The following is a 26,263-nucleotide window of genomic DNA, read 5'->3' on the forward strand; positions in this document are numbered from 1 at the left end:
AGATATGAGAGCAATTGTATACGCGAAATACGGACCGCCCGATGTTCTTCATTTGAAAGAGTTAGAAAAACCTACACCCAAGGACAATGAAATACTGGTGAAAAACTATGCGACAACGGTAACAGCAGGGGACTGGCGTATGCGAAAGGCTGACCCGTTCGTTGCAAGACTTTACAATGGAATCCTAAGACCAAAAAGAGTAACGATATTAGGGTTTGAGTTAGCCGGGGAAGTTGAAGCAGTAGGCAAAGATGTAAAACGGTTTAAGAAAGGTGACCAAGTTTTTGCGTTCTGTGGTATTGGCTTCGGTGCATATGCCGAGTACAAATGTCTGCCTGAAGATGGCATGGTGGCTATAAAACCGACCAATCTGACGTATGACAAGGCCGCCGCTGTTCCTATTGGGGGCTTAACGGCGCTAAATGCTCTTAGAAAAGGAAATATTGAAAGTGGAATGAAGGTTCTTGTTTATGGAGCTTCTGGAAGTGTAGGTACTTATGCGGTACAGCTTGCCAAATATTTTGGGGCGGATGTAACAGGAGTATGCAGTACCACGAATATTGAAATGGTGCAATCGATAGGAGCCGATAGGGTAATTGATTATACGATTCAGGATTTTACAGCGAGTGGAGAACGTTTTGATTTAGTCTTTGATGCTGTTGGGAAAAAAATATCGAAAGTCACAAAATCAACATGCAAGAAAGCGCTTCGGTCGAATGGAAAGTATGTGAGTGTAGATATGTCACGAAAGGATCGTGTTGAAGATCTAGTCTTCCTGAAGGAGCTTATTGAAGGAGGAAAGATAAAACCGGTCATCGATAGACACTATCTGTTAGAACAAATTCCTGAGGCTCATAGGTATGTCGAGAAAAGACACAAAAAGGGGAACGTGGTCATAACTGTTAGGCAATAAATTGCTTGGGTATGTTTACATCACATCCGAAAAAAAGGAGCTAATAGAATGAACGAGGTCTCGTTGTTTCGACTTTATTTTCTGAGGGCGCTGTATCTTCTTATCGTCGTGGGGCTCGGTATCGTGGTATGGCCTGGAGTCATCCACCACGAAAAGCCATGGGAACTTATGGAAGGAGTGGTCCAGTGCATGTTAGCCGCCTTTTCGGCTCTGTCAGTTCTGGGGTTGCGGTATCCGCTGCAGATGCTGCCTTTGCTTCTGTGGGAATTGGTGTGGAAGTCGATCTGGCTGATCGTCGTTGCGTTCCCACTGTGGTACTCCGGTCAAATGGACGAGTCAACCTTGGCGACGGCCTCATCCTGCTTGATAGTCGTGATTTTTCCTTTCGGCATCCCGTGGCGCTTTGTGTTTGAACACTACGTGAAGAAGCGCGGAGATCGGTGGCACTGAGGGAAGATAGACAGCGCAGCCCACGGCCGACTCTGATCAGCCGAATGTGGGGGGAATAAATTCAAAATAAGGAGATAAACTAATGAATACGAATAAAAAGAGTGCATTAATTGTTGGAATATTGTTTATACTTGCAGCGGTTACGGCGATAATAGGTCTTATATTATACGATCCTATCCTAAATGGTCCGGATTACCTGATGGAAGGTTCCAAACATGCCAACCAGGTGATACTGGGAGCGCTTATGGAGTTAATGCTTGTCGTTTCAGCGGTTGGTACTGCAACTACCATGTTTCCAATTTTAAGAAAATATAATGAAACTATTGCTCTTTGGCATCTTTGCTTCAGGTTTCTTGAAGCCATTATTATTACGATTGGTATAATCAGCGTACTGTCCCTGTTGACCTTAAGCCGGGAATTTGCTGCAGCAGCGGCTCCGGATACCGCCTCTTTTCAAGCTTCAGGTATATTATTAAAAGCCGTACATGACTGGACCTTTCTGCTTGGGCCTCTTTTCATGCTGGGCATCAACACGATGTTGTACAGTTATATCTTTTATAAATCTAAGCTTGTACCCAGGTTTATACCTATCTTGGGTATGACAGGGGCAACACTTGTTTTTATTTGTGCCTTGTTAGTCATGTTCGGTGTCATTCAACAAGTTTCTTTTTGGGGTGCTATTTTGGCGCTGCCAGTAGCAGCTAATGAAATGACCCTCGCGGTGTGGCTCATCGTTAAAGGATTCAATTTATCTGCACTCTCTTCCGAGTCTGCAAAAACGGATCGAGCGAGCTAAGCGCTTTCTCTCCTGGTATCGGGATTAGGTCATTCACATAGTAGATTGGAGATATATGGCTCTTATGGACTTTGATACGATTTATCGCACGTATAAGCATCTACTATTCTCTGTAGGTTATCGGATGCTAGGCTCCGTGTCTGACGCGGAAGATATGATGCAGGATCTGTTTACATCCCTAAAAACGTTAGACACGGATAACATCAGCAACCTGAAATCTTATCTAGTCAAAATGATGACCAACCGCTGCCTGAATTACTTGAAATCGGCTAGCAAGCAAAGAGAAATTTACGTTGGTGCTTGGCTGCCTGAACCACTGATTAAGGTAAACGACGATGATCCCTCGGGGCAGGTTGTTCAAGACGAAACCATTTCCTATGCTTTCCTTGTACTGTTGCAAGAGTTATCATCTGTGGAGAGAGCTGTATTCGTGCTAAGAGAAGTGCTTGGTTATGAGTACGGCGAGGTCGCAGAAATGCTAAATAAAACGGAAACCAATTGCCGTAAAATCTATAGTCGAGCAAAAGTGAAAGTTAACGAAGGAAAGGAGCGGAATTTTGAGGAACTCGGGGAATCAGAACCACTTGTAAAGAAGTTTTTGCATGCTGTCCATACGGGGAACTTTAAAGATTTTGTCTCCTTGCTGACCGATGATGCTGTGCTGATTTCAGATGGCGGTGGAAAAAGACGAACAGCACTCAAAACCATATTCGGCAAGCAACGTATTCAAGCCCTCTTTGAAGGTATTGCAGCAAAAGGCTCGCTACAGGGGAAATGGCTTCCAATTCTCATAAACGGTCAAACCGGTCTAGTACTCGTAAAAGATCAAATCGCTGATATGGTCATTTGTTTTGATATGGATGAGAATCAATTGCATGCCAATCAGGTTTTTCAGATTTTGAATCCAGATAAACTTCAACACATTTCTTCCATGCTGGATTGTCACAAATCCCCGGACTTATTTGTCTTATAGAGGCAAACCTAAATTAATCGTTTATGGAGGAGATTCACATGGAAGTTAGATTAACGTATAGTCAAGTAAATCCAGAAGCATTGCAAACGATGCTGAAGTTGGAAGGGTTTATTAAAACAAGCGGTTTAGATGCAAAGTTATATGAGTTTATCAAAATCAGAGCGTCACAAATCAACGGTTGCGCTTATTGCATCGACATGCATACAAGAGATTTGCGGAATATGGGAGAAACCCAGCAAAGGATTAATTTACTCACTGCATGGCGTGAAGCCCCCTTTTATTCCGACAAAGAAAGAGCAGTGCTAGAGTTGACAGAAACCGTGACCCGAATCTCGGAGAACGGTGTACCACAAGCCGTTTATGAGAAAGTGAGGGAGCATTTTGACGAAAAGGAATATGTAGTTCTTATCATGGCGATCAATACGATTAATGCTTGGAACCGTATTGCCATTTCTACTGGAATGTTCCCTGTTGAAAAGTGACCTCCTTTACCATTACTTTTTGCGAAAAGTGTCTCTTTGTTAAAGGAATTCTCTTATTGTTGACAACCACCAACCACCATGTTATATTTCATTATACAGTTCAATCGTTTAGAAATTAGTTATTTAGGAGATCGGGGCTAAAGTAATTGGGATACGCAAGTATCTATTTACTTTTAACGCGATCTTTTTTGTTTTTTTATTGTAATAAAAGCAACAGACAATCAAAGAACAAGTTTGTCATCCATGCTTAATCACCAAATGTAAGCGCTCCCTAACATTAGAAAAGTAGTGGTGATATTTTGGGTAATTTTTAGGAGGAGTTCCAATGACGAGTCCAGAAAAGACATCTTTTCCGATCGGTAAATTGTCTATGTTATTAGCTGTTTTGAGGGATCATTCATGGAATGAAGTGGTTGAAAATGAGTTGAAAGAAAAAGGCTATCGATATGTAATAGGCAAGGTTGGAGCGATGGATTTAAACAAAGTTATTGCAGCCATAGAAACGACGGCTAAAAACAATCATATTATCAATAAAGATATTTATCACGAAGTACACGCTTTATACCACGCTATCATTGAAGCTCTTCAGGGAGTTGGCAGAGGTATGGTACAGTTCGGTGATATATTACGGACCGTAGGGCTGACATTCTCCATTGTTCGCGGTAAGTTAGGAGAATCTTCTGAGCAAAGCGGTGAGTGGATCGCTGTATCCATTTACGGAACCATTGGGGCACCAAAAAAAGGTTTTGAGCATGAAGCCTTTGGATATGGATTTAATCATATTTAGATATTTAGTGACTAATGACTATTTTTTGCACATGAAACGATGTAAGTGAATTTGATAATAAAACAGGCTATTAGTAATTTTAGTGATTTAGGAGCCGATACCATTATTTGGTATTGGCTCCTTTTATTTTTTCATACGAGGAGAGACCATGATGCAGACATTAAAGACAGAAATCTTAATAGGTAGTGGAATAACTCTAACATTAAAAGATGTCATTGAAGTCTCTCGAAACAAGGCCAAGGTGGCTTTGAATCATACGAGCGTGGAAAAAATTAATCGTAGCAGAAGTTATGTGGAAAAGCTCCTTCGAGAGAAAAAAACGGTTTATGGACTTACTACAGGATTCGGTAAATTCAGTGATACTTATATTTCAAGTGAAGATACAAAAGAGCTTCAGGCGAATCTCATTCGCAGTCATGCTTGCGGAATAGGGCTTGCATTGCCAGAAGAAGTCGTTAGGGCGATTATGCTGCTTCGAATCAAATCGCTTTCGTTAGGTTACTCGGGCATCCGGCTTGAGGTTGTCCAAACGATGATCGAGATGCTGAATAAAGATGTCGTTCCGGTTGTTCCAGAGAAAGGCTCGCTCGGTGCCAGTGGCGATTTGGCTCCTTTGTCTCATGTGGCATTAGTCATATTTGGAGAAGGTGAGGCGGTTTATGAAGGTCGGCGTATGGATGGCGGAATGGCTATGAAATTGGCGGGCATTCAACCGGTATCTTTAGAAGCTAAAGAAGGATTGGCGTTAATTAATGGAACCCAAGTCATGACCGCGGTAGGGGCAATCGCCTGTTATGACGCTTTGAATTTAGCGAATTGGGCGGATGCGACGGGAGCTCTAAGTTGCGAGGCCTTATTGGGTATAAGGGACGCTTTCGATGCGCAAACGCATGAAATTAGACCGCACAAAGGCCAACTGCACGTTGCCGAAAATATAAAAAGATTGACGATGGGAAGCCAGTTGATGACAAATCAAGGGGAATTAAGAGTTCAGGATGCCTACTCTCTTCGCTGTATCCCGCAGGTGCATGGAGCGAGTCGTGATGCACTTTCGTATGTAGTGGAAAAAATTGAGGTGGAGATAAATTCAGTCACTGATAATCCACTTATATTCGAGGAACAAGAGAGGGTAATCTCTGGCGGCAATTTTCATGGGCAACCGATCGCATTGGCTATGGACTTTTTATCCATTTGTATGTCAGAATTGGCCAACATATCCGAGAGAAGGATCGAGCGCTTAGTAAATCCGCAGTTAAATGGTGATCTACCTCCCTTTTTGACGAAACATGGGGGTCTTCAATCCGGGTTTATGATTGCCCAATATGCTGCCGCTTCGGTGGTGTCCGAAAATAAATCTTTAGCTCATCCAGCTAGTGTCGATTCAATTCCATCTTCAGGCAATCAAGAGGATCACGTGAGCATGGGAACGATCGGAGCTCGAAAAGCGAAGCAAATTGTAGAAAATGCTTACTCAGTTATCGCTATTGAGCTTTTATGTGCTTCTCAAGCTATCGATTATCGTAATCCCGAGCTTCTGGGCAAAGGGACAAAATGGATTTATGCCAAGTGCCGCGAACAGGTACCGTTTTTGGAAAAAGATAGAGTGCTGTCTTACGACATCAAAAAAATAACTTCCATGTTACAAGAGACAGATGTTGCGGCTGAATTGGCACCAATTACAACTATTCAATAATTTTATTGGGTGCCGAGGCCCTACGGACTATCGCTCATCCACTCAGTGTTAACTTTCAATAATAAAGCAAGAAATCCAACCCGTTTTAGGGCTGGATTTCTTGCTTTTCAAGACTTCGTTATATCTCTGATTGAACCGTAAATCATTATATGTGGTAAACTTTTCTTTAAAAAGTGCGGTTTGAAAACCTAAGTGCAAGGCATCATGCAATCATGGTACAATATATGTTATAAAATGAAAACGCATACGTATGAACCGGACGAATGGTCCGAGAAAGTTAAAGGGGGCTTGTTATGAGAGTAATGCCCAAGTACAGAGATACCTATTTTACCCGTCTTATCTTATCTTATACGATTTTGGCTGTCGTCCTGATTGGGCTTACGGGAGGTTACCTATATTCTCAAGCCAATCGATTGATGGTTGGCGAAATCGCCAAGGACAGCCAAAACCGGCTTGTTACCGCAAAGGATTATGTCGAACAGACGCTGCTTAGAAGATTCGAAGATAATCTACAGAATAAGGCTTTATCAACCATTTTCATTCAGAATAATTCCAATTTGAATTATTTGTTGGATAGCGGCTGGGAAGGCAATCTCAGCCGCATTGCGTCGTTTCGCCAGGATCTCGATAATTATAAATTGGCTATTGAAGGTGCTTCTAAAATGACGGCCTATTTTCGTACGGGAAATTATGTCGTTGACAACAATTCCTTTTTTATGAAGCCGGATAACTCTACAGACGCCGCTTTCATCGGTCAGCTAAATCAAACTGTTCCCAACCGATGGATAACCCGAACATTGCCGGACACAAGCCCTAGTATCGCCGAAGGGAAGCAGGTTATGACTTATGTCGTTAAGCTTCCGTATGACATCCCAAGCGCCATGCCTAAAGGATACTTGTTTGTTGATGTCGAGCAGGAGTACGTCAAACAGGCTGCTGCCAAAATTATGAACTCCCAGAACGAAAGGCTTTATATATTTGATGCGGTCGGGAATTTGATCGTTCAAACAACGGATTCGAATCCGGACGAAATTCACCTTCTTCAGAACGTAATTGGATCCGGTCAGACCGTTCGGGAAATCGCTGACGACAAGAGCGGCACAATTGTGATGTCGTACCTTGACAAATCGAAGTCGGGGAACGGTTGGACCTATGCGATGGTTCGTCCTATGAATACGTTTGTATTAGCTTCCGAACAAATCAAAACAAAAATATTTATAGGCTGCAGTTTGGTACTCTTGTTGGGGTTTGTCATTTCCTACATGATTTCAAAACGATTTTATATTCCAATGAAAAAGCTTGTCCAGCATATCCGCAGCCTGCATCAACCTAATTCGGCACAGTCCCAAATGAACGAATACGCAATCATCAGAAATGCGTTGAATAGCTTGGGACAAAAAATCGAGACCTTGGAATCCCTGGCGAAAACGAACGAAATGAAAAATCTTGTTTTGGGCGCCAGCCTTGGTTTGGAGAATATGGACGACTTGCCTCAGGACCGCCAATTTCTAGTCGCGTATATTCCGCTCATGGAAGGCCATAGTAAGGAGTTCAAGCAGCGTTATGAGCAGATCGACCACTCCATACGCAATGAGGTTGTCTGCTTGAATTTGAGGGAAGCAGCTATCATCTTCTTCTTTGATTCCCTCGACATGGTTGATGATGAAGCGATTGCTGCGGATTTAGTTCGGGTAAAAGAGGTAATTAGAGACGAGATTCGTTTCGGGGCTGCGATCGGCTCTTTAGTTCAATCGCTCGAAGAAATCCCACTCTCTTATCAATTGGCGCAGCAAGCTTATCGCTATTGCTTTTTTTATGGTCAGGAAGCGATTGTTCAGCACTCGAAGATTTCTGCATTGAACCCGACGCCGTACATGTTTTCGTTCGATCTCTATAAAAATGCATTGAAGGTCGGGAATGTAAACGGATCGAATCAGTTTATCGATGATTTCACCAATATCCTGGAGGAACAGAGCCTGCAGCTCGAAGTGGTGGAATTAGCGCTGCTTCAACTGGTTTCCACGCTTTATCAGGTCGTGATCGAGCTGGATTTACAACAGTTGATTCCTTCCTCCAATCTATTTGACGAACTGAAAAAAGCAACGCTATCGGGCACGATGGACGCGATTCGCAGCCTCTCGGGGCAGATTGCTTTACATGTAAGCGAATCGGGCAATCATGCTCATGCGGACGTCATATTAAAATTGAAAGCATATATCGACGAACATTTGCACGAAGATCTTTCGTTGAATCTTCTTTCTGAAATGGCCTCGCTCGCTCCGGCCTATGTTTCAACCTTGTTCGGCGAAGTCATGAGGGAATCATTTACCGAATATGTCACTCGGGCAAGGCTGGACAAAGCAGCAGCTCTGTTGCGTGAAGACGTTCGCTTATCCGTCACGGAAATCGCGTCTCTCGTCGGATATCGTAACCCGCAATATTTTCATAATAAATTTAAAGCCCGCTTCGGCGTCACACCGGTTCAATACCGGCAGGCGAAACACGCAGACGCGAAAGCAATCTAGTGGGATTATTCATCAATCAGCCTTTGCAGGCTGATTTTTTTTTTGCGAACTCGATTATCGCGGATTCATTAAAGAAAATGCAATCCGAACTGAAAGAATTCTTAGGAAATTGAACAATATTACAATAGGAAAAACGCTTTCAACCGTATAGAGTAAAGGTATGAAACGAGGTACTAGCCTCATCTATGAAAGGAGTTTATGAGCATGAATCCGGCAAACACCTCTGAAATCAGTGTAAGCAAAAAGATTGATAAAAAAACGGAATCGAGATTGTCACACACATGGAGAGAATATAAGAAGAACAAGTATTTGTTCCTGTTGCTGGCTCCTGTGCTGATCTGGTATGCCATTTTTCATTACGGTCCCATGTATGGCATTCAATTGGCATTTAAAGATTTTTATGTCATGAAAGGAATAGGGGAAAGCCCTTGGGTGGGTTTCAAGCACTTTCATTATTTGTTTGTCATGTCCCCCGACTTTTGGAAGATCATGAAGAATACGGTTGTGATCAGCTTTTACCACATCCTATTCGGCTTTCCGGCCCCGATTATAATGGCTTTGCTGTTTAACGAAATCCGGCTTTCGATATTTAAGAAGATCGCTCAAACGATTTCGTATTTGCCTCACTTTCTATCATGGATCGTACTCGGGGGCATTATGATTACGATGCTGTCTCCGAATAGCGGGGTCATCAATTATTTTATCCAGTTGCTCGGGTTTGAACCGGTCTATTTTCTGGGATCCGAAACCTATTTTAGGTTTACGCTGGTCGTATCTGCCATTTGGAAAGAAGTCGGCTGGGGAATGATCATCTATTTGGCCGCATTGGCCGGTGTGGATCAGCAAATGTACGAAGCTGCTGTCCTTGACGGAGCTAACCGCTGGAAGCAAACCTTGCATATTACGCTTCCCTCTATTCTTCCGGTCATCAGCATCTTATTTATCTTGCGGGTCGGCGGCGTTCTGGACGCAGGTTTCGACCAAATCCTCAATTTGTATTCACCTGCCGTATATGGCGTATCCGATATTTTGGACACGTATGTGTACCGTGTGGGGCTGCAAAACGCTCAGTTCAGCTTGACGACGGCTGTCGGATTATTCAAGAATGTGATCGCGCTGACGTTGGTTCTGCTCACCAATTATATTGTGAAAAAAATGGGCCAAGAAGGAATTACCTAACGTAATGGCCGGAAAGGAATGAACAAACATGAAGATTAGCTACGGAGAAAAGGTGTTTCAGGTTTTCTTGATCGGATTTATCACTCTGCTCAGCATTTGTATGATCTATCCGTTTATCCACATCCTCTCGATTTCCTTCAGTACGTCTGCGGAGGCGCTTCGGCCTGGTATGCATTGGTACCCGCAGAAGATATCGCTATTCGCCTGGAATCGGGTGTTGACAGATAATCACATATGGCTTGCTTTAGGGAACACGGTTTTTCGTACCGTTGTCGGGACGTTTCTAACGCTCCTTATTATGTCGATGGGAGCTTATCCGCTCGCGAAGAAACATCTTCCGCATCGCAGTTTTTACATGATGTTTATCGTCATTACGATGTTTTTTAGCGGAGGGCTCATTCCTTCCTATCTCTTGATCAAATCGCTCGGAATGATCGATTCGCGATGGGCCTTGATTGTCCCGGGCTTGATCAGCACATATTCGTTGCTTATTCTCCGCAATTTCTTTATGAACATTCCGGAGGAGCTGGAGGACTCGGCCAAAATCGACGGGGCAAGCGACTTGCGAATTTTGTTCACCCTTGTACTTCCGCTATCGAAGCCGGTTTTGGCTACCCTTGGGCTTTGGTCTGCCGTCGGTCACTGGAACGCGTGGTTCGATGCGCTTATATATCTTCAGGACCCAAAGCTGTACGTGCTTCAAACTTTCTTGAGACGGCTCGTGATTACCACCGAGGGCGACCCGCTTCTTCCCGTTCCAACACTGTTTGATACGCAGGAAACCGTCAAAGCTGCAGCCATTATGTTTACTGCATTGCCAATCCTGATTATTTATCCATTTCTGCAGAAGTATTTTGTTAAGGGAACCTTAGTCGGTTCGCTTAAGGGATAACGTATTTCACCTGATTTAAACGGATCGCTTTTAGCGTGTTTCGTCTAAATATAACTTGCTTTTTAAAAAAAGGGAGGAAAAAAAAGAATGAAAAAATGGTTGGGAATGACTTCTATCGTCTTGTCGATGTCACTTATTGCTGCTGGATGCGGCGGAGAAAAATCCGCGACACAAACGCCGGCTGGATCCGTGAAACCGGGAGAGACAGAGAAACCGATTGAGATTACGTGGGCCAATAACTTTAATGCTCCGGAAGTTGACGGCAACTACGTGCAGAAGCAAATAGAAGCCAAATTCAACGTCAAGATTACGAACGTTAAAATGGAACGCACGTCCTGGAAAGATAAATTCAACGTTCTGCTTGCCTCAGGTCAAATTCCCGATATTTTCCCGGTCGATGCAAACGAAACCGATATGGCTGGGTGGGCTGATCAAGGTGTCATAGCCAGTCTTAACCAAGATGAAATCAAAAAATCGATGCCGAATTATATCAAAGCACTGGATTCGGTTGATTCCAGCGCATGGGGAGTCGGCAACTACAAAGGCAAGAACTGGGGGATTCCAAAGGTATGGCCGGCCGGAAATGAAGGCTTCATACCTGGTTATAACGAGGCTTGGCTGAAAAAGGTTGGCTACAACGAGCCTCCGAAGACGCTCGCGGAGCTGGAGGATGTACTTACCAAATTCGTTAATAACGATCCGGACGGCAATGGGAAGAAGGATACGTTCGGGCTGTCGGGCCGAGGCAAGCTCCCGATCCAAATGTTCACCTCCGTATTTTCGGCTTATGGCGTATCGCCATATCAGTTCAAGCTAGACGCAAGCGGCAAAGTTGTATATGGCGGGGTAACAGAAGAAACCCGTTCAGCACTTAAGCTGCTAAACAAGTGGTACAAGGGCGGACTAATCGATCCGGAGTTTATTACGACAGACAACAATCAGCTCAATGAAAAATTCGCCGCCCAAAAGATCGGGATGGTCGACAACATGAAGTGGGGCAACTTCTACAAGCAATCCGGCTTTATTACGAAACCCGGATTGGATAAGGGCCAACAGATCATTGCCGGAAAGCCGGTAATCGGATCGGCCGGCAAATCGTACGGCTTCTCTTACGGAGCGCTTCAAGCCCCCGTCCTGTTAGGCGCTCAGCTCGAGAAGGATGAGAAGAAGCGGACCAAGATTATGCAAATTCTGGATTACGTTGCAACAAATCCAGAATTCTGGCTGCTGACTGTTTACGGTCAAAAGGACGTTAACTATGATATGGACGGCGACTTTGTAACTGCGCGGACGACACCGGAAGCTATTGCACCAAAAGCCGGCGCCGGCAGCTTCTACAATCCGCTCAACGCCGTAGATACTTCCATGACGAAATATACAACTAACAAGGAATTGCTGGATCTTAAGGCGAAACTTAATGTCGGTTATGAGCCGTTGAAGGACATTTTGGGAGTGGCCATTTTGAGCACCAAAGCGAAATATTGGGCGAATCTGCAGACGCTCGAGGACGCCTATTTGATTAAAGCGGTCACTGGCGAAGCGGATACAGATAAAGCCTTTGACGATTTCAAGGCGAATTGGCTGAAATCCGGCGGTCAAGAAATGACGGATGAAGTCACTAAGGTGTATGCAGAGCGGAATAAGAAGTAATCAACAGTAATTAGAACTGCTTTAACTCTGGGCCGGTCGGTTGGAACATGCCATTCATGTTCCAGCCTTTCCGGCTTTGATTTTCAACAAATAGAAAAAGTTCTTGGAGGCGGAGTCTATTGAAGATGGTTCAAAATGATTTGATCACATATCCTGCACCGGCAGAAGCGGCGGGAAATTCCGATTTCACAGTACGGGTTCGCACGTTACACGGAGAGTGGCAGGAGTTATTTTGTTATAACGTGAAGGTCGATATGCATGACGTGCGGAATGCCTCCATGGTTTATTTCGATTGCTCCGGACCCGTCGAAGTAGAGGTGTTAAAGAACATAGGGGTTGTAAAGGAAGCGGTGATTCGCCCCTTATCTTCTGGGCTCGATTGTGCCTATAACGGTAACCGGGTGGCGTTCATACTTGATCGTCCGCGTAAATTATCATTGGAAGTGAATGGAGATCGGTTCCATAATCTTCACATTTTTGCAAATCCATTGGAAGAGAACGTTCCCGATCTGGCAGATCCCGATGTGATTTACTTTGGACCGGGTATACATATTTTGGAGGAGCCCCAATTTCACATTCCCTCCGGGAAAACGGTTTATATCGCTGGAGGTGCCGTTGTTGTAGGGGCGTTAGTGTGCGAGCATGTACATGATGTGACGATAAGGGGCAGGGGGCTGCTCTATATGTCGGATTTTGAAAAAACCACTTATTATCGTGGAGTTCAGATTACCTTCTCAAAGAACATCACGATAGAAGGAATTATCACGGTTGATCCACCACACTATACCGTACTGATCGGACAATCCGAACATATCTCAATCCGTAACCTTAAGACGTTCAGTACCCGAGGTTGGTCGGACGGCATCGACATGATGTCCTGTTCTCATATTGACATCGACGACGTCTTTCTGCGAACTTCCGATGATTGTATTGCCATATACGGACACCGCGGGGAGTTTGACGGAGACAGCCGGCACGTTACGGTTCGAAACTCGATCCTTTGGGCGGATGTTGCCCATCCCATGAATATAGGTACCCATGGAGATTCCGAGAACGGTGGAAATGTCATTGAAAACATCGTGTTTGAGAACATCGACATTTTGGAGCATCACGAACCGCAGCGCGACTATTGGGGATGTATGGCCATCAATCCAGGGGACAACAATACAGTCCGAAACATCAGGTATGAAAATATACGGATTGAGCAATTTGAGCTCGGAGAGCTTATTAACATTCGGGTCGTGCATAATCCAAAATATAACCCGCATCCGGGAAAACGGGTAGAGAATATACTTTTTAAAGATATTGTCTTTAACGGCATTTGCGAAAATCCTTCTCGCATCGAGGGGTTCGATGAAACCCGGGTTGTGGACGGCATCACTTTCGAGAATGTAGTAGTGAACGGCCGACAGCTGAAATTAGATTCGGAGGATATCCTCATAGGGTCCTATGTGCATAATGTGAACATCATTCGAAATAAAGATTCGATATAATGTATGGCTCACTTATTTCAATTCAATAGCAGAAGGCTATCCCGGGTATCAAGACCTCGGGATAGCCTTGAAATATTGCGCCGCTTTTAGCATGCGATCGGTCAAATTGAAAGAAATCTGATGAAATTGAATAATTTTGCAATGGATAGAGCGCCTTCATTTTGATAGGATTCATTGTGAAAGTGCTGAAAGATGCTTATTTGATTGTTGTAAAAAAAGGTGTTTTGTGGAGGTGTTGTTTGAGCACTGTCCTTATCTAGGGGCCGTACTAGTTGTAAGCTAAGAGGTTGAGGTTTTTGAATTTGAAGGGGGATAGAAATAGTAAGCGCAATCAATCTACTGCTGATTACCTCGATAAAATTGTATTGGCAATACGAGACTTCACGTTGAAGTTTTGGGGCGATGATTTTATGAATGTTTACACCAAGGCATAACAGAATGAATGGGGGAGTACAAATGAAAGGGCTTACTTTCAGAAATGCGTTTAAGCGCATTTTGTCTATCGTTGTTTCCATTACTTTTATGGCCACGCTCCTGCCTTTATCGGCAGGAGTAGCTGCAGCAGCAGACACAACAGCTCAATCGATTATGACGGAGTATCAACCAACGATTACTGAGACCATCGATGCAAGCGGTTTCAAACATCCCGGTGTCGGACTTACCAAGGATGTTCTTGAAAATATGAGGACCGAGGTACGGGCGCAAAAAGAACCTTGGAATACCTATTTTAACGCGATGCTTACCTCTTCATCCGCTTCTAAGACCGTCACGTCCAGCAATCAGAGCGGCACCGATTCTACGAAACCGGGCACTTATACATTTAATAGTCAGGGCGTTGAATCCAAATTTATTGCAGATGCTTTGAAAGCGTATACCCAGGCGATTTTGTATGTTGTAACCGGTGATGAGACTTACCGGGCCAATGCGATGCATATTATCCGGATATGGTCCCAGATGGATCCTGGGCAATACGCGTATTATAACGATGCGCATATTCACTCGGGAATCCCGCTCAACCGTATGGTTACCGCAGCGGAAATCTTGAGATATTCCAGCTATCAAACTGCATCACTTGCGTGGACGGATCAAGATACGGCTAATTTTACGACCAATCTGATTACGCCGGTCATCGAAACCTTACAGCATAATAACAATTATTTTATGAACCAGCATCTTTATCCGCTAATTGGTGCTATGGCGGGTTATATCTTTACCGGCAACAGAGACCGATATTATGAGGGCGTAGAGTGGTTTACCGTTAACAAGACGGCTGTAGACCAGGGGCAAAACGGCTCCATTAAGCAATTATTCAGATTGGTGACTAAAAATGACTTGACAGGTGAGACGGTTGATCCACCGGTAGTTCAACACGTCGAAATGGGCCGCGACCAAGCGCACGGCGCCGGAGACGTCACCAATATGGAACTTTTGGCGCGTTTATTGCTTGCCCAGGGAACCAAGGTAGATCCGGTGGAAGGGACGCTTTCCACAGCGCCGAATGCTGTAGGTCCTTACGAATTTCTGAATGACCGAATCCTGGACGCTTCTGAGTTTTTTGCCAACTACATGTTGGGTAACGATACACCGTGGGTTCCTACTGCGGCACATACCGATGCCAACGGCAATCCAACCATCATTTATAAACAACTGGCAGGTGGTTATAGAGGAAGGCTGACACAAAATACGTGGGAGCTGTTCTATTACTATAAGTATGTCAGAGGAATCAATATGGAAGAAAGAGCTCCTTACTTTACCAAAATGTTCTCTGATCGGGTGATTTACAATTGGGACGGAGTAGATGGAGGCGGAGATTTCTGGCTCTTTATCCCCCCGGCAGCCGAGGCTGAGGGTACCAAGTATCTTGTGAAGCCTATAGTAGATCCATATCGGGAAATTGAAGACCGGTACTCGGCGCTCGACAGCAACTCTGCTACTATGCAAGATGGAGCGACTTCTTACGTTAAGATCAACGCAACGGAAGCGGGGAGCAGAATTGCGCTTGTTGGTTCCGGTAACGGGACGAGAAACATTGGATTCAGGATTCGGACCAATGGCGTAGCTAAAATGGAAGCGTTCGGTGATACATTAACGCTGCCGGATACCAAGGGGCAGTGGAGATATGTGACCTATGCGTTTAATGCTTACCAAGGCTTGGGCGATCTCCTTTATATCACTATTAAAGGCACTGGCACGACGGTTGATATCGACCACATTAATGTGCAAGCAGGAACACTGCTGACACCACCGGTATTTACGGCGGGAAGTGCAGATTTGAATGTATTTACCTATGTAGGGTCTACTACCACGATCAATTATGATTTCTCCGCAACGGACACAGGTGCAACCGATGTAGTCACTTATCAGATCGATAATAAGCCTGAGGGTGCCGTGTTCGATGAGAGCACTGGAGCATTTTCGTGGAAGCCGACACAAGTGGGGACCTATTCCTTCGTAGTTGAGGCGTCAGACGGAACTACGGTTACAACGAAGGACGTAAAAGTAGTAGCAACCAATGACCGGCAATCAGCAGTAATCGCAGTAATCGCTCCGTATAATGCCAATACACTTTATATTAGTTCGACTGTTAGTAATTATAATCAAGCGAATGCTGACGTGATGAATGTGATCTCAAGTGCGTCTGATGATGTGTTCTATCAGAAACTGGCGAACTTGAGCAGTGCAGTTAAAGGGCTTCAAATATTGACGCCGTCGTTAAGCGACGAAAGCATGAATTATTCTAATATGTTTGTTTCTTCAACCTTCGGCACTGCAGTGCCAAACCTTTTGGATAATACTCCTGACAGCTTTGTATGTTATTGTGTAGCTCAGAATTTGAGTCATATCATGGACTTTGGGCCTAGCTTTAAAGTTTCGGCAACTGCTTTCCAGCTTCAGGTAAGAGCCAGTTTTCCGGAACGTATCGGCGGTGTTGCCATGTTTGGATCCAATGATAAAGAGACTTGGACACGGTTAACACCCGGCCTGACAACGGTTACGGAAGATATGCAAACTCTTCAGGTGCAAGATGACCTCAAGAATCAGCAATTCCGCTTCTTGAAAATGCAAATGATTCAACCATCGAGTTCCATGCTTGAAGTGGCTGAATTCAGAATCTTTGGAGAACGTCATGAGGCGTTAAACAAGCTTTCGTCGGTTTCCATCAGCTCGGATCAGAGCTTGAAAAACCGAATTGTTGCAGGCAACACAGTGAAACTGAACTTCACATCAACAGAACCGATCAATAATGTGAATGTAACGATTCAAGGGCAACCCGCAACAGTTACAACTGCCGACAATTTGAACTGGACAGCTGCGTGGGTAGTCAATAGCAGTGCTGCAGCAGGTACAGTTAAATTTAACATCAACTACAAAACGGCTGCAGGTACTGATGCCGTACCTACCATTTTCACAACCGACGGCTCTACATTGTCCATTGCCGACCAGACAGGGCTGATCAGCAATCTGCTGGATATTACCACATTAATAGATTCCAGTGGAAGAAACCAGACAGATCTGCTGGCAACGGCAAGTACATTGTTTGACAACAATTTAGGCACTATAACGGATTTTCGGCTAAATGGCAGCGGATACGGAGCCTATATCACCTTCGACTTTAAGGAAGGCGGCCAGGCAACGCTATCGAAGGTCGACGCAATCTCTAGGCAAGATAGTAACTACACCAGAATCAGCGGTACCGTGGTTCAGGGCTCCAACGATAATACGAATTGGACCACCATTTCTAACGCAGCAGGAAAGACAGATGCTTGGCAGACCTTAACTATCAGCGGCACACAACCGTACCGCTATATCCGCATCACCAACGCGAACAACTGGTATGGGAATATGGCTGAACTGAGAATGTATGGCGTGACGGAATCCATTAACAAAATCCAGTCGGCTTCAATTAGCTCAAGTCAGAACCTTAATAAGAGGATTGTTCCGGGGAACACAGTCAAATTAGCCTTCACAGCAAAAGAAGCGATCAATACCGTTAATGTCACGATTCAAGGCCAGGCTGCAACGGTCAGCACGACAGATAATATCAATTTTACGGGTGCGGCGACCATACCTCAAGGCGCAGCAGCGGGAACCGTGAAATTCGCCATTAGTTACAAGCAGCAAAATGGAAAGGACGGATACCCGGCCTCTTCTACAACCGACGGAACTTCGCTATACCTTGTTGATGAGTCGGATACGATTAAAAATGTGACCAGCATCGCCACTTTAATCGACTCCACTTCGGGAAGATCTGCAGCAACAACCTTATCACAGGTGAATAGTCTGTTTGATAGCAATTTAGGTACGATTTCCGATTTCCGTTTGGGCAGCAGCTCCGGAACGGGAAGTTACATTACCTTTGACTTTAAGACAGGTAATCAAGCTACGCTGACGAGTGTGGAGTTGATTGCAAGACAAGATACCAATTATACGAGAATTAGTGGTACCGTGATCCAAGGCTCCAACGATAAAACGACATGGACGACGCTCACAGCAGCAGCGGGAAAAACGATGGATTGGCAAACCTTAGCAGTTGCCAGTAAAGTACCGTACCGTTATATCCGGATTTTCAATGGAAACACTTGGTATGGGAATATGACTGAAGTGAGATTCCATGGGGTTGTGAAAGCAGCGGACGTGACGCCTCCGGTAACAACCGATAATGCATCGCAGGGATCGGTCAACAATAATTCGACGGTAAGCCTCAATGCCGTTGATGCAAGCTCCGGTGTTGCGGCAACCTACTTCAAAGTAGACGGCGGCGCGCAGCAAACCGGGAACACGGTTACGTTGACCACCGAGGGAACGCATACGATCGTGTATTGGAGCGTGGACTGGGCAGGCAATGTGGAGCAGCAGCATACGGTCACTGTAAATATCGCCGATACTACTCCGCCTGTTGTGGCCGGCTTGTATGCAGATATTACAGTACCGACCAACAAAGATGTTCATGTGACCGTCTACTATCCGCTTGATGCGGCGGTGAAGGAGTACAAAGTGGGGGATAACGGCGTATGGACCGTCTACACTGCTCCTGTAACTGTTTCCGACAACGTAACGGTGTATGCAAGAAGTACGGATGCTGCAGGCAATGTCTCGGACGTGGCGAGCTACACGGTCAGCAACATTTACAAGACAGCACCTTCGGACGCCATCTTCACAGCTGACATGACAGATCTGACCAATGGCAATGTCACTTTGACGATCAGCTATCCGGACAACGTGGTGGTCAAGGAGTACAAAGTAGGAGAAAACGGCACATGGACAGCGTATACTTCGCCTGTGACCACATCCGTCAATGTTAGCGTCTATGCACAAAGCAAAGACATTGTGGGCAATGTATCGAATGTGACCCACTATACCGTAAGCAACATCGACAGGATGCCGCCTGCGGACGCCGTATTGTCCGCCGACGTTACAGCGTCGACTAACCAGGATGTCACTGTAACGGTCACCTATCCGGACGATGCTGCGATGAAGGAGTACAAGGTAGGGGATAACGGAGTTTGGACCGCGTACGGCGCTCCTGTGGTTATCTCCGAAAATAGCACAGTGTATGCAAAAGCTACGGATGCTGCGGGCAACGTCTCAAACGCCACCCAATATGTGGTCGGCAATATCGACCGTATTGCACCATCTGAAGCAACCTTGGCAATAGATACCACAGCTCCGACCAATCAAGGGGTCACCGTAACGGCCACCTATCCGTCCGATGCGGCGGTGAAGGAGTACAAAGTAGGCGAAAGCGGCCCGTGGACAGCCTATACGGATCCCGTTGTTGTCTCAGACAATGACACCGTATATGCAAGAGGAATGGATGCTGTAGGCAATGTATCAAATGTAACAAGCCTTATTGTCAGCAACATCTATAAGATTGCTCCTGTCACCACCGCAACATTAATCCCTGTTTCACCTGACGGTAAGAATAGTTGGTATACAACGGATGTTACCGTTAGCTTATCCGTATACGCTAGTGTATATGGAGGAGCAGTGAAAACGGAATATCAAGTGAATGACGGTGCTTGGATCACCTACACCGGTTCCATTCCTGCCTTTGGTGATGGAGCTTATAAGCTGGGTTACCGCAGTACGGATGAAGCCAGCAATGTAGAACAACTCAAAACGATTGAGTTCAAAGTGGACAAGACAGCCCCTGTATTATCTGTCCAGTTGGACAAGACGTCGATTTGGCCGCCGAATCATACCATGGTGCCTATCAATGCCACTCTGCTTTCGAACGACGACGGTTCAGGAGTTGAATCTGTGGTGTTAACCTCCATCACAAGCAATCGACCGGATAGCGGTAAAGGCGATATTCTTGCCAATTTCGGTACAGCCGCCACTTCATTCAGCGTGCGTGCGGAAAGAGGGAATATCTACACCATCACGTACACGGCAACTGATAAAGCGGGCAACAAAACGGCTGTATCTGTAACCGTCACCGTGCCTCACGATCAATCCAGCAATTAATAAGTAGAATCACATGAAACCGGAAGGAAAGCATTCATGTCTTCCTCCCGGTTTCAATAAATCTTCTCTTTCTGTGCGCATCTATCACCATGAAGCCTCCATAATCGAAAGGTGCTAATGTCGGCACAACGCAACTGAATTTCTGTTTCTGGTTGATTTTTTAATTAAATGGAGGAATGCATAATGAAGGTTCGGAAACGGCTTAGATATGGAAATAGTCTTAAAAGTATGTTGTCTTTACTTGTTTCCATTTGTGTAATGGCAATGATTCTGCCTTTAGCGGCGGGAGTAGCTGCTGCGGAAACAACAACTCAATCGATGATTACGGATTATCAACCAACGATTAATGAGGTCATCGATGCAAGCGGTTTCAAACATCCCGGTGTCGGACTTACCAAGGATATCCTTGAAAATTTGAGGACACAGGTAAGGGCGCAAAAGGAACCTTGGAATACTTATTTTAATCAAATGCTATTATCTTCTGCCGCTGCAAAGACCGTCACGTCCAGCAATCAGAGCGGTACTGATCCTACGAAACCAGCTAGTGATGCTTTTAATAGCCAGGGCTTTGATTCTAAATTTATAGCCGATGCTTTGAAGGCTTATACCCAGGCTATTTTATATGTTGTAACCGGTGATGAGACTTATCGAGCAAATGCCATGCATATGATCCGCATTTGGTCGCAGATGGACCCTGCGAAATACGTATATTTTACAGATGCGCATATTCACACGGGAATCCCTCTCAACCGTATGGTTACCGCTGCGGAAATCTTAAGGTATACAAGCACTCAAACAGAAGAACTGAAGTGGACGGATAAAGATACGACCGATTTCACGACTAATCTGATCACTCCGGTAATCGAAACCTTTCAGCATACGAATTACCGCTTTATGAACCAGCATCTTTATCCGCTGATAGGAGCTATGGCAGGTTATATTTTTACCGGCAACAAAGACAGGTATAACGAGGGAGTTGAGTGGTTTACCGTAAACAAGACCGCTGTAGACCAGGGTCAAAACGGCGCTATCAAGCAACTATTCAGATTGGTGGATAAAAATGACTTAACCGGTGAGACGGTAAATCCTCCGGTAGTTCAGCATGTCGAAATGGGCCGGGACCAGGCGCATGGCGCCGGAGACGTCACCAATGCGGAAATTTTGGCGCGTTTATTGCTTGCCCAGGGAACAAAAGTCGATCCGGTAGAGGGGACTATTTCCACAGCGCCGAATGCTGTAGGACCTTACGAATTTCTGAATGATCGAATCCTGGACGCTGCTGAATATTTTGCCAAGTTCATGATCGGTTATGATACACCATGGATTCCTGTGGCGGCACATAGAGATGCCAATGGAAATCCAACTATCATTTATAAAGAACTGTCACAGCAATACAGAGGAAGATTGACTCAAAATACGTGGGAGCTGTTCTATTACTATAAGTATGTCAAGGGAATCAATATGGAAGAAAGAGCACCATACTTTACCCAAATGTTCGCTGACCGAGTGTTTTACAATTGGGATGGCGTAGATGGAGGAGGAGATTTCTGGCTCTTCATACCTAAAGCAGCTGAGGCTGAGGGTACAAAGTATCTTGTAAAGCCTATAGTAGAGCCATATCGGGAAATTGAAGACCGGTACTCGGCGCTTGACAGCAACTCGGCAACCATGCAAGATGGGTCGGCTTCCTACGCCCGGATCAGCGCAACGCAAGCGGGAAGCAAAATTGCGCTTGTTGGTTCCGGCAACGGGACAAGAAACATTGGATTCAGGATTAGGACCAATGGCGTTGCTACAATGGAAGCGTTCGGTGATACATTGACGCTACCGGATACCAAGGGGCAGTGGAGATATGTAACCTATGCGTTTAATGATTACCAAGGTCTGGGCGATCTCCTTTATATTACAGTTAAAGGCGCCGGTACTACGGTTGACATCGACCATATTAATGTACAAGCAGGAACACTGCTGACCCCTCCGGTATTTACGGCAGGAAACAAAGATTTACATTTATTTACCTATGTGGGGTCTACTACCACGATCAATTACGATTTCTCCGCAACAGACGCGAGTGCTACCGATGTAGTTACTTATCAGATCGATAATAAACCTGAGGGTGCAGTGTTCGATGAGAGCACCGGCGCATTTTCGTGGAAGCCGACACAAGCCGGAACCTATTCCTTCGTAGTGGGGGCGTCGGACGGAACCACGGTTACAGCCAAGGATGTTACAGTTGTCGTAACCAATGACCGGCAATCGGCGGTAAGCGCAGTAATCGCTCCGTATAATGTCAATAACAGTTATATTTCGTCAACCCTTAATACTTATAATCGAGCGTATGCTGACGTCATGAATCAGATCTCCAGCGCATCCGATGATGTTTTCTATCAGAAATTATCGGACTTGAACAATGCCGTTGAAGGTCTTCAATTATTGACGCCGTTGTTAAGCGACGGAAGCATGAACTATGCCAACATGTTTGTTAGTTCAACCTTTGGAACTCAATTACCCATGCTGCTGGATAATTATGCAGGCAGTTTTGCAGGGTATTACTTGGCTCAGAATTTGAGTTATTTCATGGATTTTGGGCCTGGCTACAAAGTGTCGGCCAATGCCTTCGGGCTCCAGGTAAGGGCCAGTTTCCCCGAACGGATCGGCGGTACTGCCCTGTTTGGATCCAATGATAGAGTGAATTGGACCCGGTTAACGCCCGACCTGACAACGGTTACGGAAGATATGCAAAGACTTGAGGTACAAGATGATCTCAAAAATGAGCAGTTCCGCTTCCTGAAAATTCAAATGATTCAGCCTTCGAGCACCATGATTGAATTGTCCGAATTTAGAATCTTTGGAGAGCGCCATGAGACGGTAACCAAAATGGCGAGCACTATTGCCGATGCGTTGGCGGAAGCGGCAAAGCTGCCTGCCGAAAATTATTCGAAACAAAGCTATTACCTGTTCCAGAAAGAATTGGAATACGTGAAGAACGCCGTCGGCAATCCAGATTATACCGAGCAAGAGCTGATTAACGAAATTTATGATGCCCGCAGTTTGTTGGTGCCGTACACGTCGTCGCTGTATTCGTTCGAAGGGAACGCTAAGAATACGTTCGGGTTTACTTCGTCCACTGACGGAACCGTCTTTGGAACCGCAGCTTACGCAGCAGGAAAGGTCGGGCAAGCGATCAGCTTGAACGGGACGGATAACTACGTTATGCTGCCGGCGTCGCACCCCATGACCAATTACAACGAGATCACCCTCGCAACCTGGGTGTATTGGAATGGAAGCAGCCAGTGGCAGCGGATCTTCGACTTTGGCAGCAACACCAATCAATACATGTTCCTTACGCCGAGATCGGGCAGTAATAAGCTGCTTTTCGATATCAAGAACGGCAGCAGCGAACAATCCGTGGAAACTGCGCAAATACCGGCCAATCAATGGGTGCATGTGGCGGTGACGCTGGGGAATGGCACGGCGAAGCTGTATGTGGGCGGCGCGCTGAAGGCGACCAAAAGCGGTTTCACGATCAAACCGAGCGATATCCAGCCTGGCACGAACTACATCGGCAAAAGCCAATTTCCCGATCCGCTGTTTAACGGCATGATCGACGAATTCCAAATATACAATCGCGTCTTGAGCGATGCCGAGATTCAAGCGGTGTATAACGCTCAAACAGCAGTCGGGTATGATAACAGCTTGCTCACGTTCTTGCTGAATCAAGCTGCTGCAGCAGGCAATGCCAGTATCTATACGGCTGACAGCGTGCAAGCTTTGCAGCAGGCAATCCCTGCGGCACAAGCTGTCGCTTCCAACACTGGCTCAAGCCAGGCTCAAATTGACTCCGCAGCCGACAGCTTAAAGGTGGCATACGAAGGTTTGGTCTATCTGCCGGGCGTTCCGGCAATCGCTCCCGTAGCGGACAAAACCGTTATAGCGGGTAATCAGCTCACCTTCAAGCTTCATCAATTGAACTCCGTTGCCGGCACCGTATTCAGTGTCAGCGGGTTGCCGCAAGGAGCGGTTTACGATGCGGATAAGCGTACTGTCATATGGACGCCGGACATAACGCAGGGAGGCGTCTATACCGTAACCTTAACAGCTGCAGCGAACGGAGGGGCAACTTCCCGCACCGTCAAGCTCACCGTAAAAGGTCAGCCGGTCATCGCCTCCAATGAAACTGTGGAGCTTACCTCAAAACAAACGTTTACGTATCAGGTGAAAGGGGCGGATCCGACGGGTGCGACGCTGACCTACAGCGCTGCCAAATTGCCTTCGGGCGCGGCGCTCGATTCGGTCACTGGCGTCTTCACATGGACTCCGGCTCATGCGAATTACGGCGACAACTTTGTCACCTTTATAGTGAGCAACGGCTTGTATAAGATCAGCCAAACGGCCCAATTTAAGGTCAATCTCGGCATGTTGAAGCCGGACGGCTATACCAAGGGCAGCTACTATCTGTATCAGAAGGAATTCGAGCGGATCCAAGCTGCGCTCGCTTTGCCGGGTGCCGATAAAGCGGCGCTTGTCGCGCAGCTCGCTCAAGCCGAAGCGGCGCTGGTGTCAACAATCACACTCACTGCGCCGAAAGTTGACGTGTCGTCTTCGATGGTCGTTGCTTCCACTGTAGCCTGGCCTAACGCCAGCGCAGGGTCGGCCGCAGTGAACGGATGGCGGGCGTTTGACGGCAATACGGGCACCTATACCGATGCCACGGCCAACCCAAGCTGGATTCTCGTCGATTTGGGAGAAGGCAATGCCAAATCAATCGGCAGCGTCAGGTTCTATCCGAGAAGCAATTTTGTGCCCCGGATCAACGGCTCGATCATTCAAGGTTCGGGCGATGGAACGAACTGGACCGATCTTTATACGATTAACGGCATCGGTGCGTTGGCATGGAATTCAGGCGCGATTACGAATACGACGGCCTTCCGTTATCTGCGCTTCTATTCTCCGAGCGGGAGCTCGAACGTCGCCGAGCTTGAGTTCTTCGAGAAGCCGATCGACCGAACCCTGATTAATGTCTTGAATTCGGAAGCCAATGCGCTGAACGGCACGAAGTACCCGGCGGATCAATGGCAAGCCCTACAGAGTGCACTTGACAAAATGAATGCTGTGCCGGCTGCCGCGTCTCAGGAGATCATTGATACGGCTACCGCGGATGTGATTGTCACGCTGAAGGCGCTGCAGATCGACAAGACGCCGCCTGTGACGACGGCTGTCGTTGCACAGTCTCAGCCGGATGGTCAGAACGGATGGTATGTACACGCTGTAACAGTTAGCCTTAGCGTTTATGACAATCTGTCGGGCGCAGCCAAAACCGAGTACAGTCTGGACGGCGGCAGCACATGGCAGGCTTATACATCGGCGTTAACGTTCGGCAAAGATGACAAATATACCGTGAGCTACCGTTCGACCGACAATGCCGGCAATGCTGAAGAGGCCAAAACAATTAGCTTTAATCTGGATGCAACCCTACCTACGATTACGGTATCTGGCGTGGTGTACGGAACGTTCAACGATTCAGGGGATATGACTCCGATCATTAAGCTGAGCGATATCTTGTCTGGGATTGACAGCAGCAAGTCGACGGTTACGCTGGATACGTATGGCGTACAGCAAGGAGCGACTATTCCGCTCTATACGCTGGCACTCGGCTCGCACTCGCTGATCGTGACGGCAAGTGACCTGGCAGGGAATACGAGCAGCCAGACGATCATGTTCCAGATTACGACCAGTATCCAATCCTTGCAGGCCTTGGTCACACGCTTTAAGACTGCCGGATGGATCGATAACGCCGGCATCGCAAACAGCTTGCAAAGCAAATTGGCTGCCAACAATCTGGCCGCTTTTGTAAATGAAGTACAAGCGCAAAACGGCAAGCATATCTCTGTGCAAGCCGCAGGCTACTTACTTCGGGATGCCAAGTATTTGCCCACCTCCATAAAATGACGCATCAAATTTG

Annotated in this window: 14 protein-coding genes; all 14 read left to right on the forward strand. The window is 46.1% G+C overall.

Annotation, left to right across the window (positions count from 1 at the left end; translation table 11 throughout):
• Positions 1–4 precede the first annotated feature (4 nt).
• The 14 genes from QFZ77_RS15940 (at position 5) to QFZ77_RS16005 (ending at position 26,250) form a co-directional block, all read left to right on the forward strand.
• Positions 5–913 (forward strand): NAD(P)-dependent alcohol dehydrogenase, encoded by a 909-nt coding sequence (locus tag QFZ77_RS15940; RefSeq protein WP_307440964.1) that lies wholly within the window; start codon positions 5–7, stop codon positions 911–913.
• A 48-nt stretch (positions 914–961) separates the two neighbouring features.
• Entirely contained in the window at positions 962–1,363 is a 402-nt protein-coding gene (locus tag QFZ77_RS15945; RefSeq protein ID WP_307440965.1) for a hypothetical protein, read from the forward strand.
• Positions 1,364–1,445: 82 nt separating this feature from the next.
• Positions 1,446–2,159 carry a DUF4386 domain-containing protein gene (locus QFZ77_RS15950; RefSeq protein WP_307440966.1) on the forward strand — a complete coding sequence of 238 codons (714 nt, stop codon included), beginning with the start codon at positions 1,446–1,448 and terminating at the stop codon, positions 2,157–2,159.
• Between the two features lie 64 nt (positions 2,160–2,223).
• Positions 2,224–3,132, forward strand: coding sequence for an RNA polymerase sigma-70 factor (locus QFZ77_RS15955; protein ID WP_307440967.1), 909 nt, complete (start codon positions 2,224–2,226; stop codon positions 3,130–3,132).
• Between the two features lie 38 nt (positions 3,133–3,170).
• Complete coding sequence (locus QFZ77_RS15960; protein WP_307440968.1) at positions 3,171–3,614, forward strand: carboxymuconolactone decarboxylase family protein; 444 nt, start codon at positions 3,171–3,173, stop codon at positions 3,612–3,614.
• Between the two features lie 325 nt (positions 3,615–3,939).
• Complete coding sequence (gene hutP / locus QFZ77_RS15965) at positions 3,940–4,401, forward strand: histidine utilization transcription antiterminator HutP (RefSeq protein WP_307440969.1); 462 nt, start codon at positions 3,940–3,942, stop codon at positions 4,399–4,401.
• 172 nt (positions 4,402–4,573) lie between these two features.
• Positions 4,574–6,094 (forward strand): histidine ammonia-lyase, encoded by a 1,521-nt coding sequence (gene hutH / locus QFZ77_RS15970; protein WP_373462745.1) that lies wholly within the window; start codon positions 4,574–4,576, stop codon positions 6,092–6,094.
• A 293-nt stretch (positions 6,095–6,387) separates the two neighbouring features.
• The gene (locus QFZ77_RS15975; protein WP_307440970.1) at positions 6,388–8,619 is read left to right on the forward strand and encodes a helix-turn-helix domain-containing protein; all 2,232 of its coding nucleotides are present in this window, start codon (positions 6,388–6,390) and stop codon (positions 8,617–8,619) included.
• 204 nt (positions 8,620–8,823) lie between these two features.
• On the forward strand, positions 8,824–9,798 hold the full coding sequence (locus QFZ77_RS15980) for an ABC transporter permease (RefSeq protein WP_307440971.1): 975 nt from the start codon (positions 8,824–8,826) through the stop codon (positions 9,796–9,798).
• 28 nt (positions 9,799–9,826) lie between these two features.
• A complete protein-coding gene (locus QFZ77_RS15985) occupies positions 9,827–10,690 on the forward strand; it encodes a carbohydrate ABC transporter permease (protein WP_307440972.1) in 864 nt (287 codons plus the stop codon).
• Between the two features lie 87 nt (positions 10,691–10,777).
• On the forward strand, positions 10,778–12,340 hold the full coding sequence (locus tag QFZ77_RS15990; RefSeq protein ID WP_307440973.1) for an extracellular solute-binding protein: 1,563 nt from the start codon (positions 10,778–10,780) through the stop codon (positions 12,338–12,340).
• A gap of 125 nt (positions 12,341–12,465) precedes the next feature.
• Complete coding sequence (locus QFZ77_RS15995; protein ID WP_307449564.1) at positions 12,466–13,833, forward strand: glycosyl hydrolase family 28 protein; 1,368 nt, start codon at positions 12,466–12,468, stop codon at positions 13,831–13,833.
• Between the two features lie 456 nt (positions 13,834–14,289).
• Positions 14,290–20,301, forward strand: a complete 6,012-nt coding sequence (locus tag QFZ77_RS16000; RefSeq protein ID WP_307440974.1) for an OmpL47-type beta-barrel domain-containing protein — start codon at positions 14,290–14,292, stop codon at positions 20,299–20,301.
• Positions 20,302–20,484: 183 nt separating this feature from the next.
• Positions 20,485–26,250: a LamG-like jellyroll fold domain-containing protein gene (locus QFZ77_RS16005; protein ID WP_307440975.1), complete on the forward strand. Its 5,766-nt coding sequence runs from the start codon at positions 20,485–20,487 to the stop codon at positions 26,248–26,250.
• Positions 26,251–26,263 lie beyond the last annotated feature (13 nt).

This window comes from Paenibacillus sp. V4I3 (genome assembly GCF_030817215.1).
Classification (GTDB): Bacteria; Bacillota; Bacilli; order Paenibacillales; family NBRC-103111; genus Paenibacillus_E.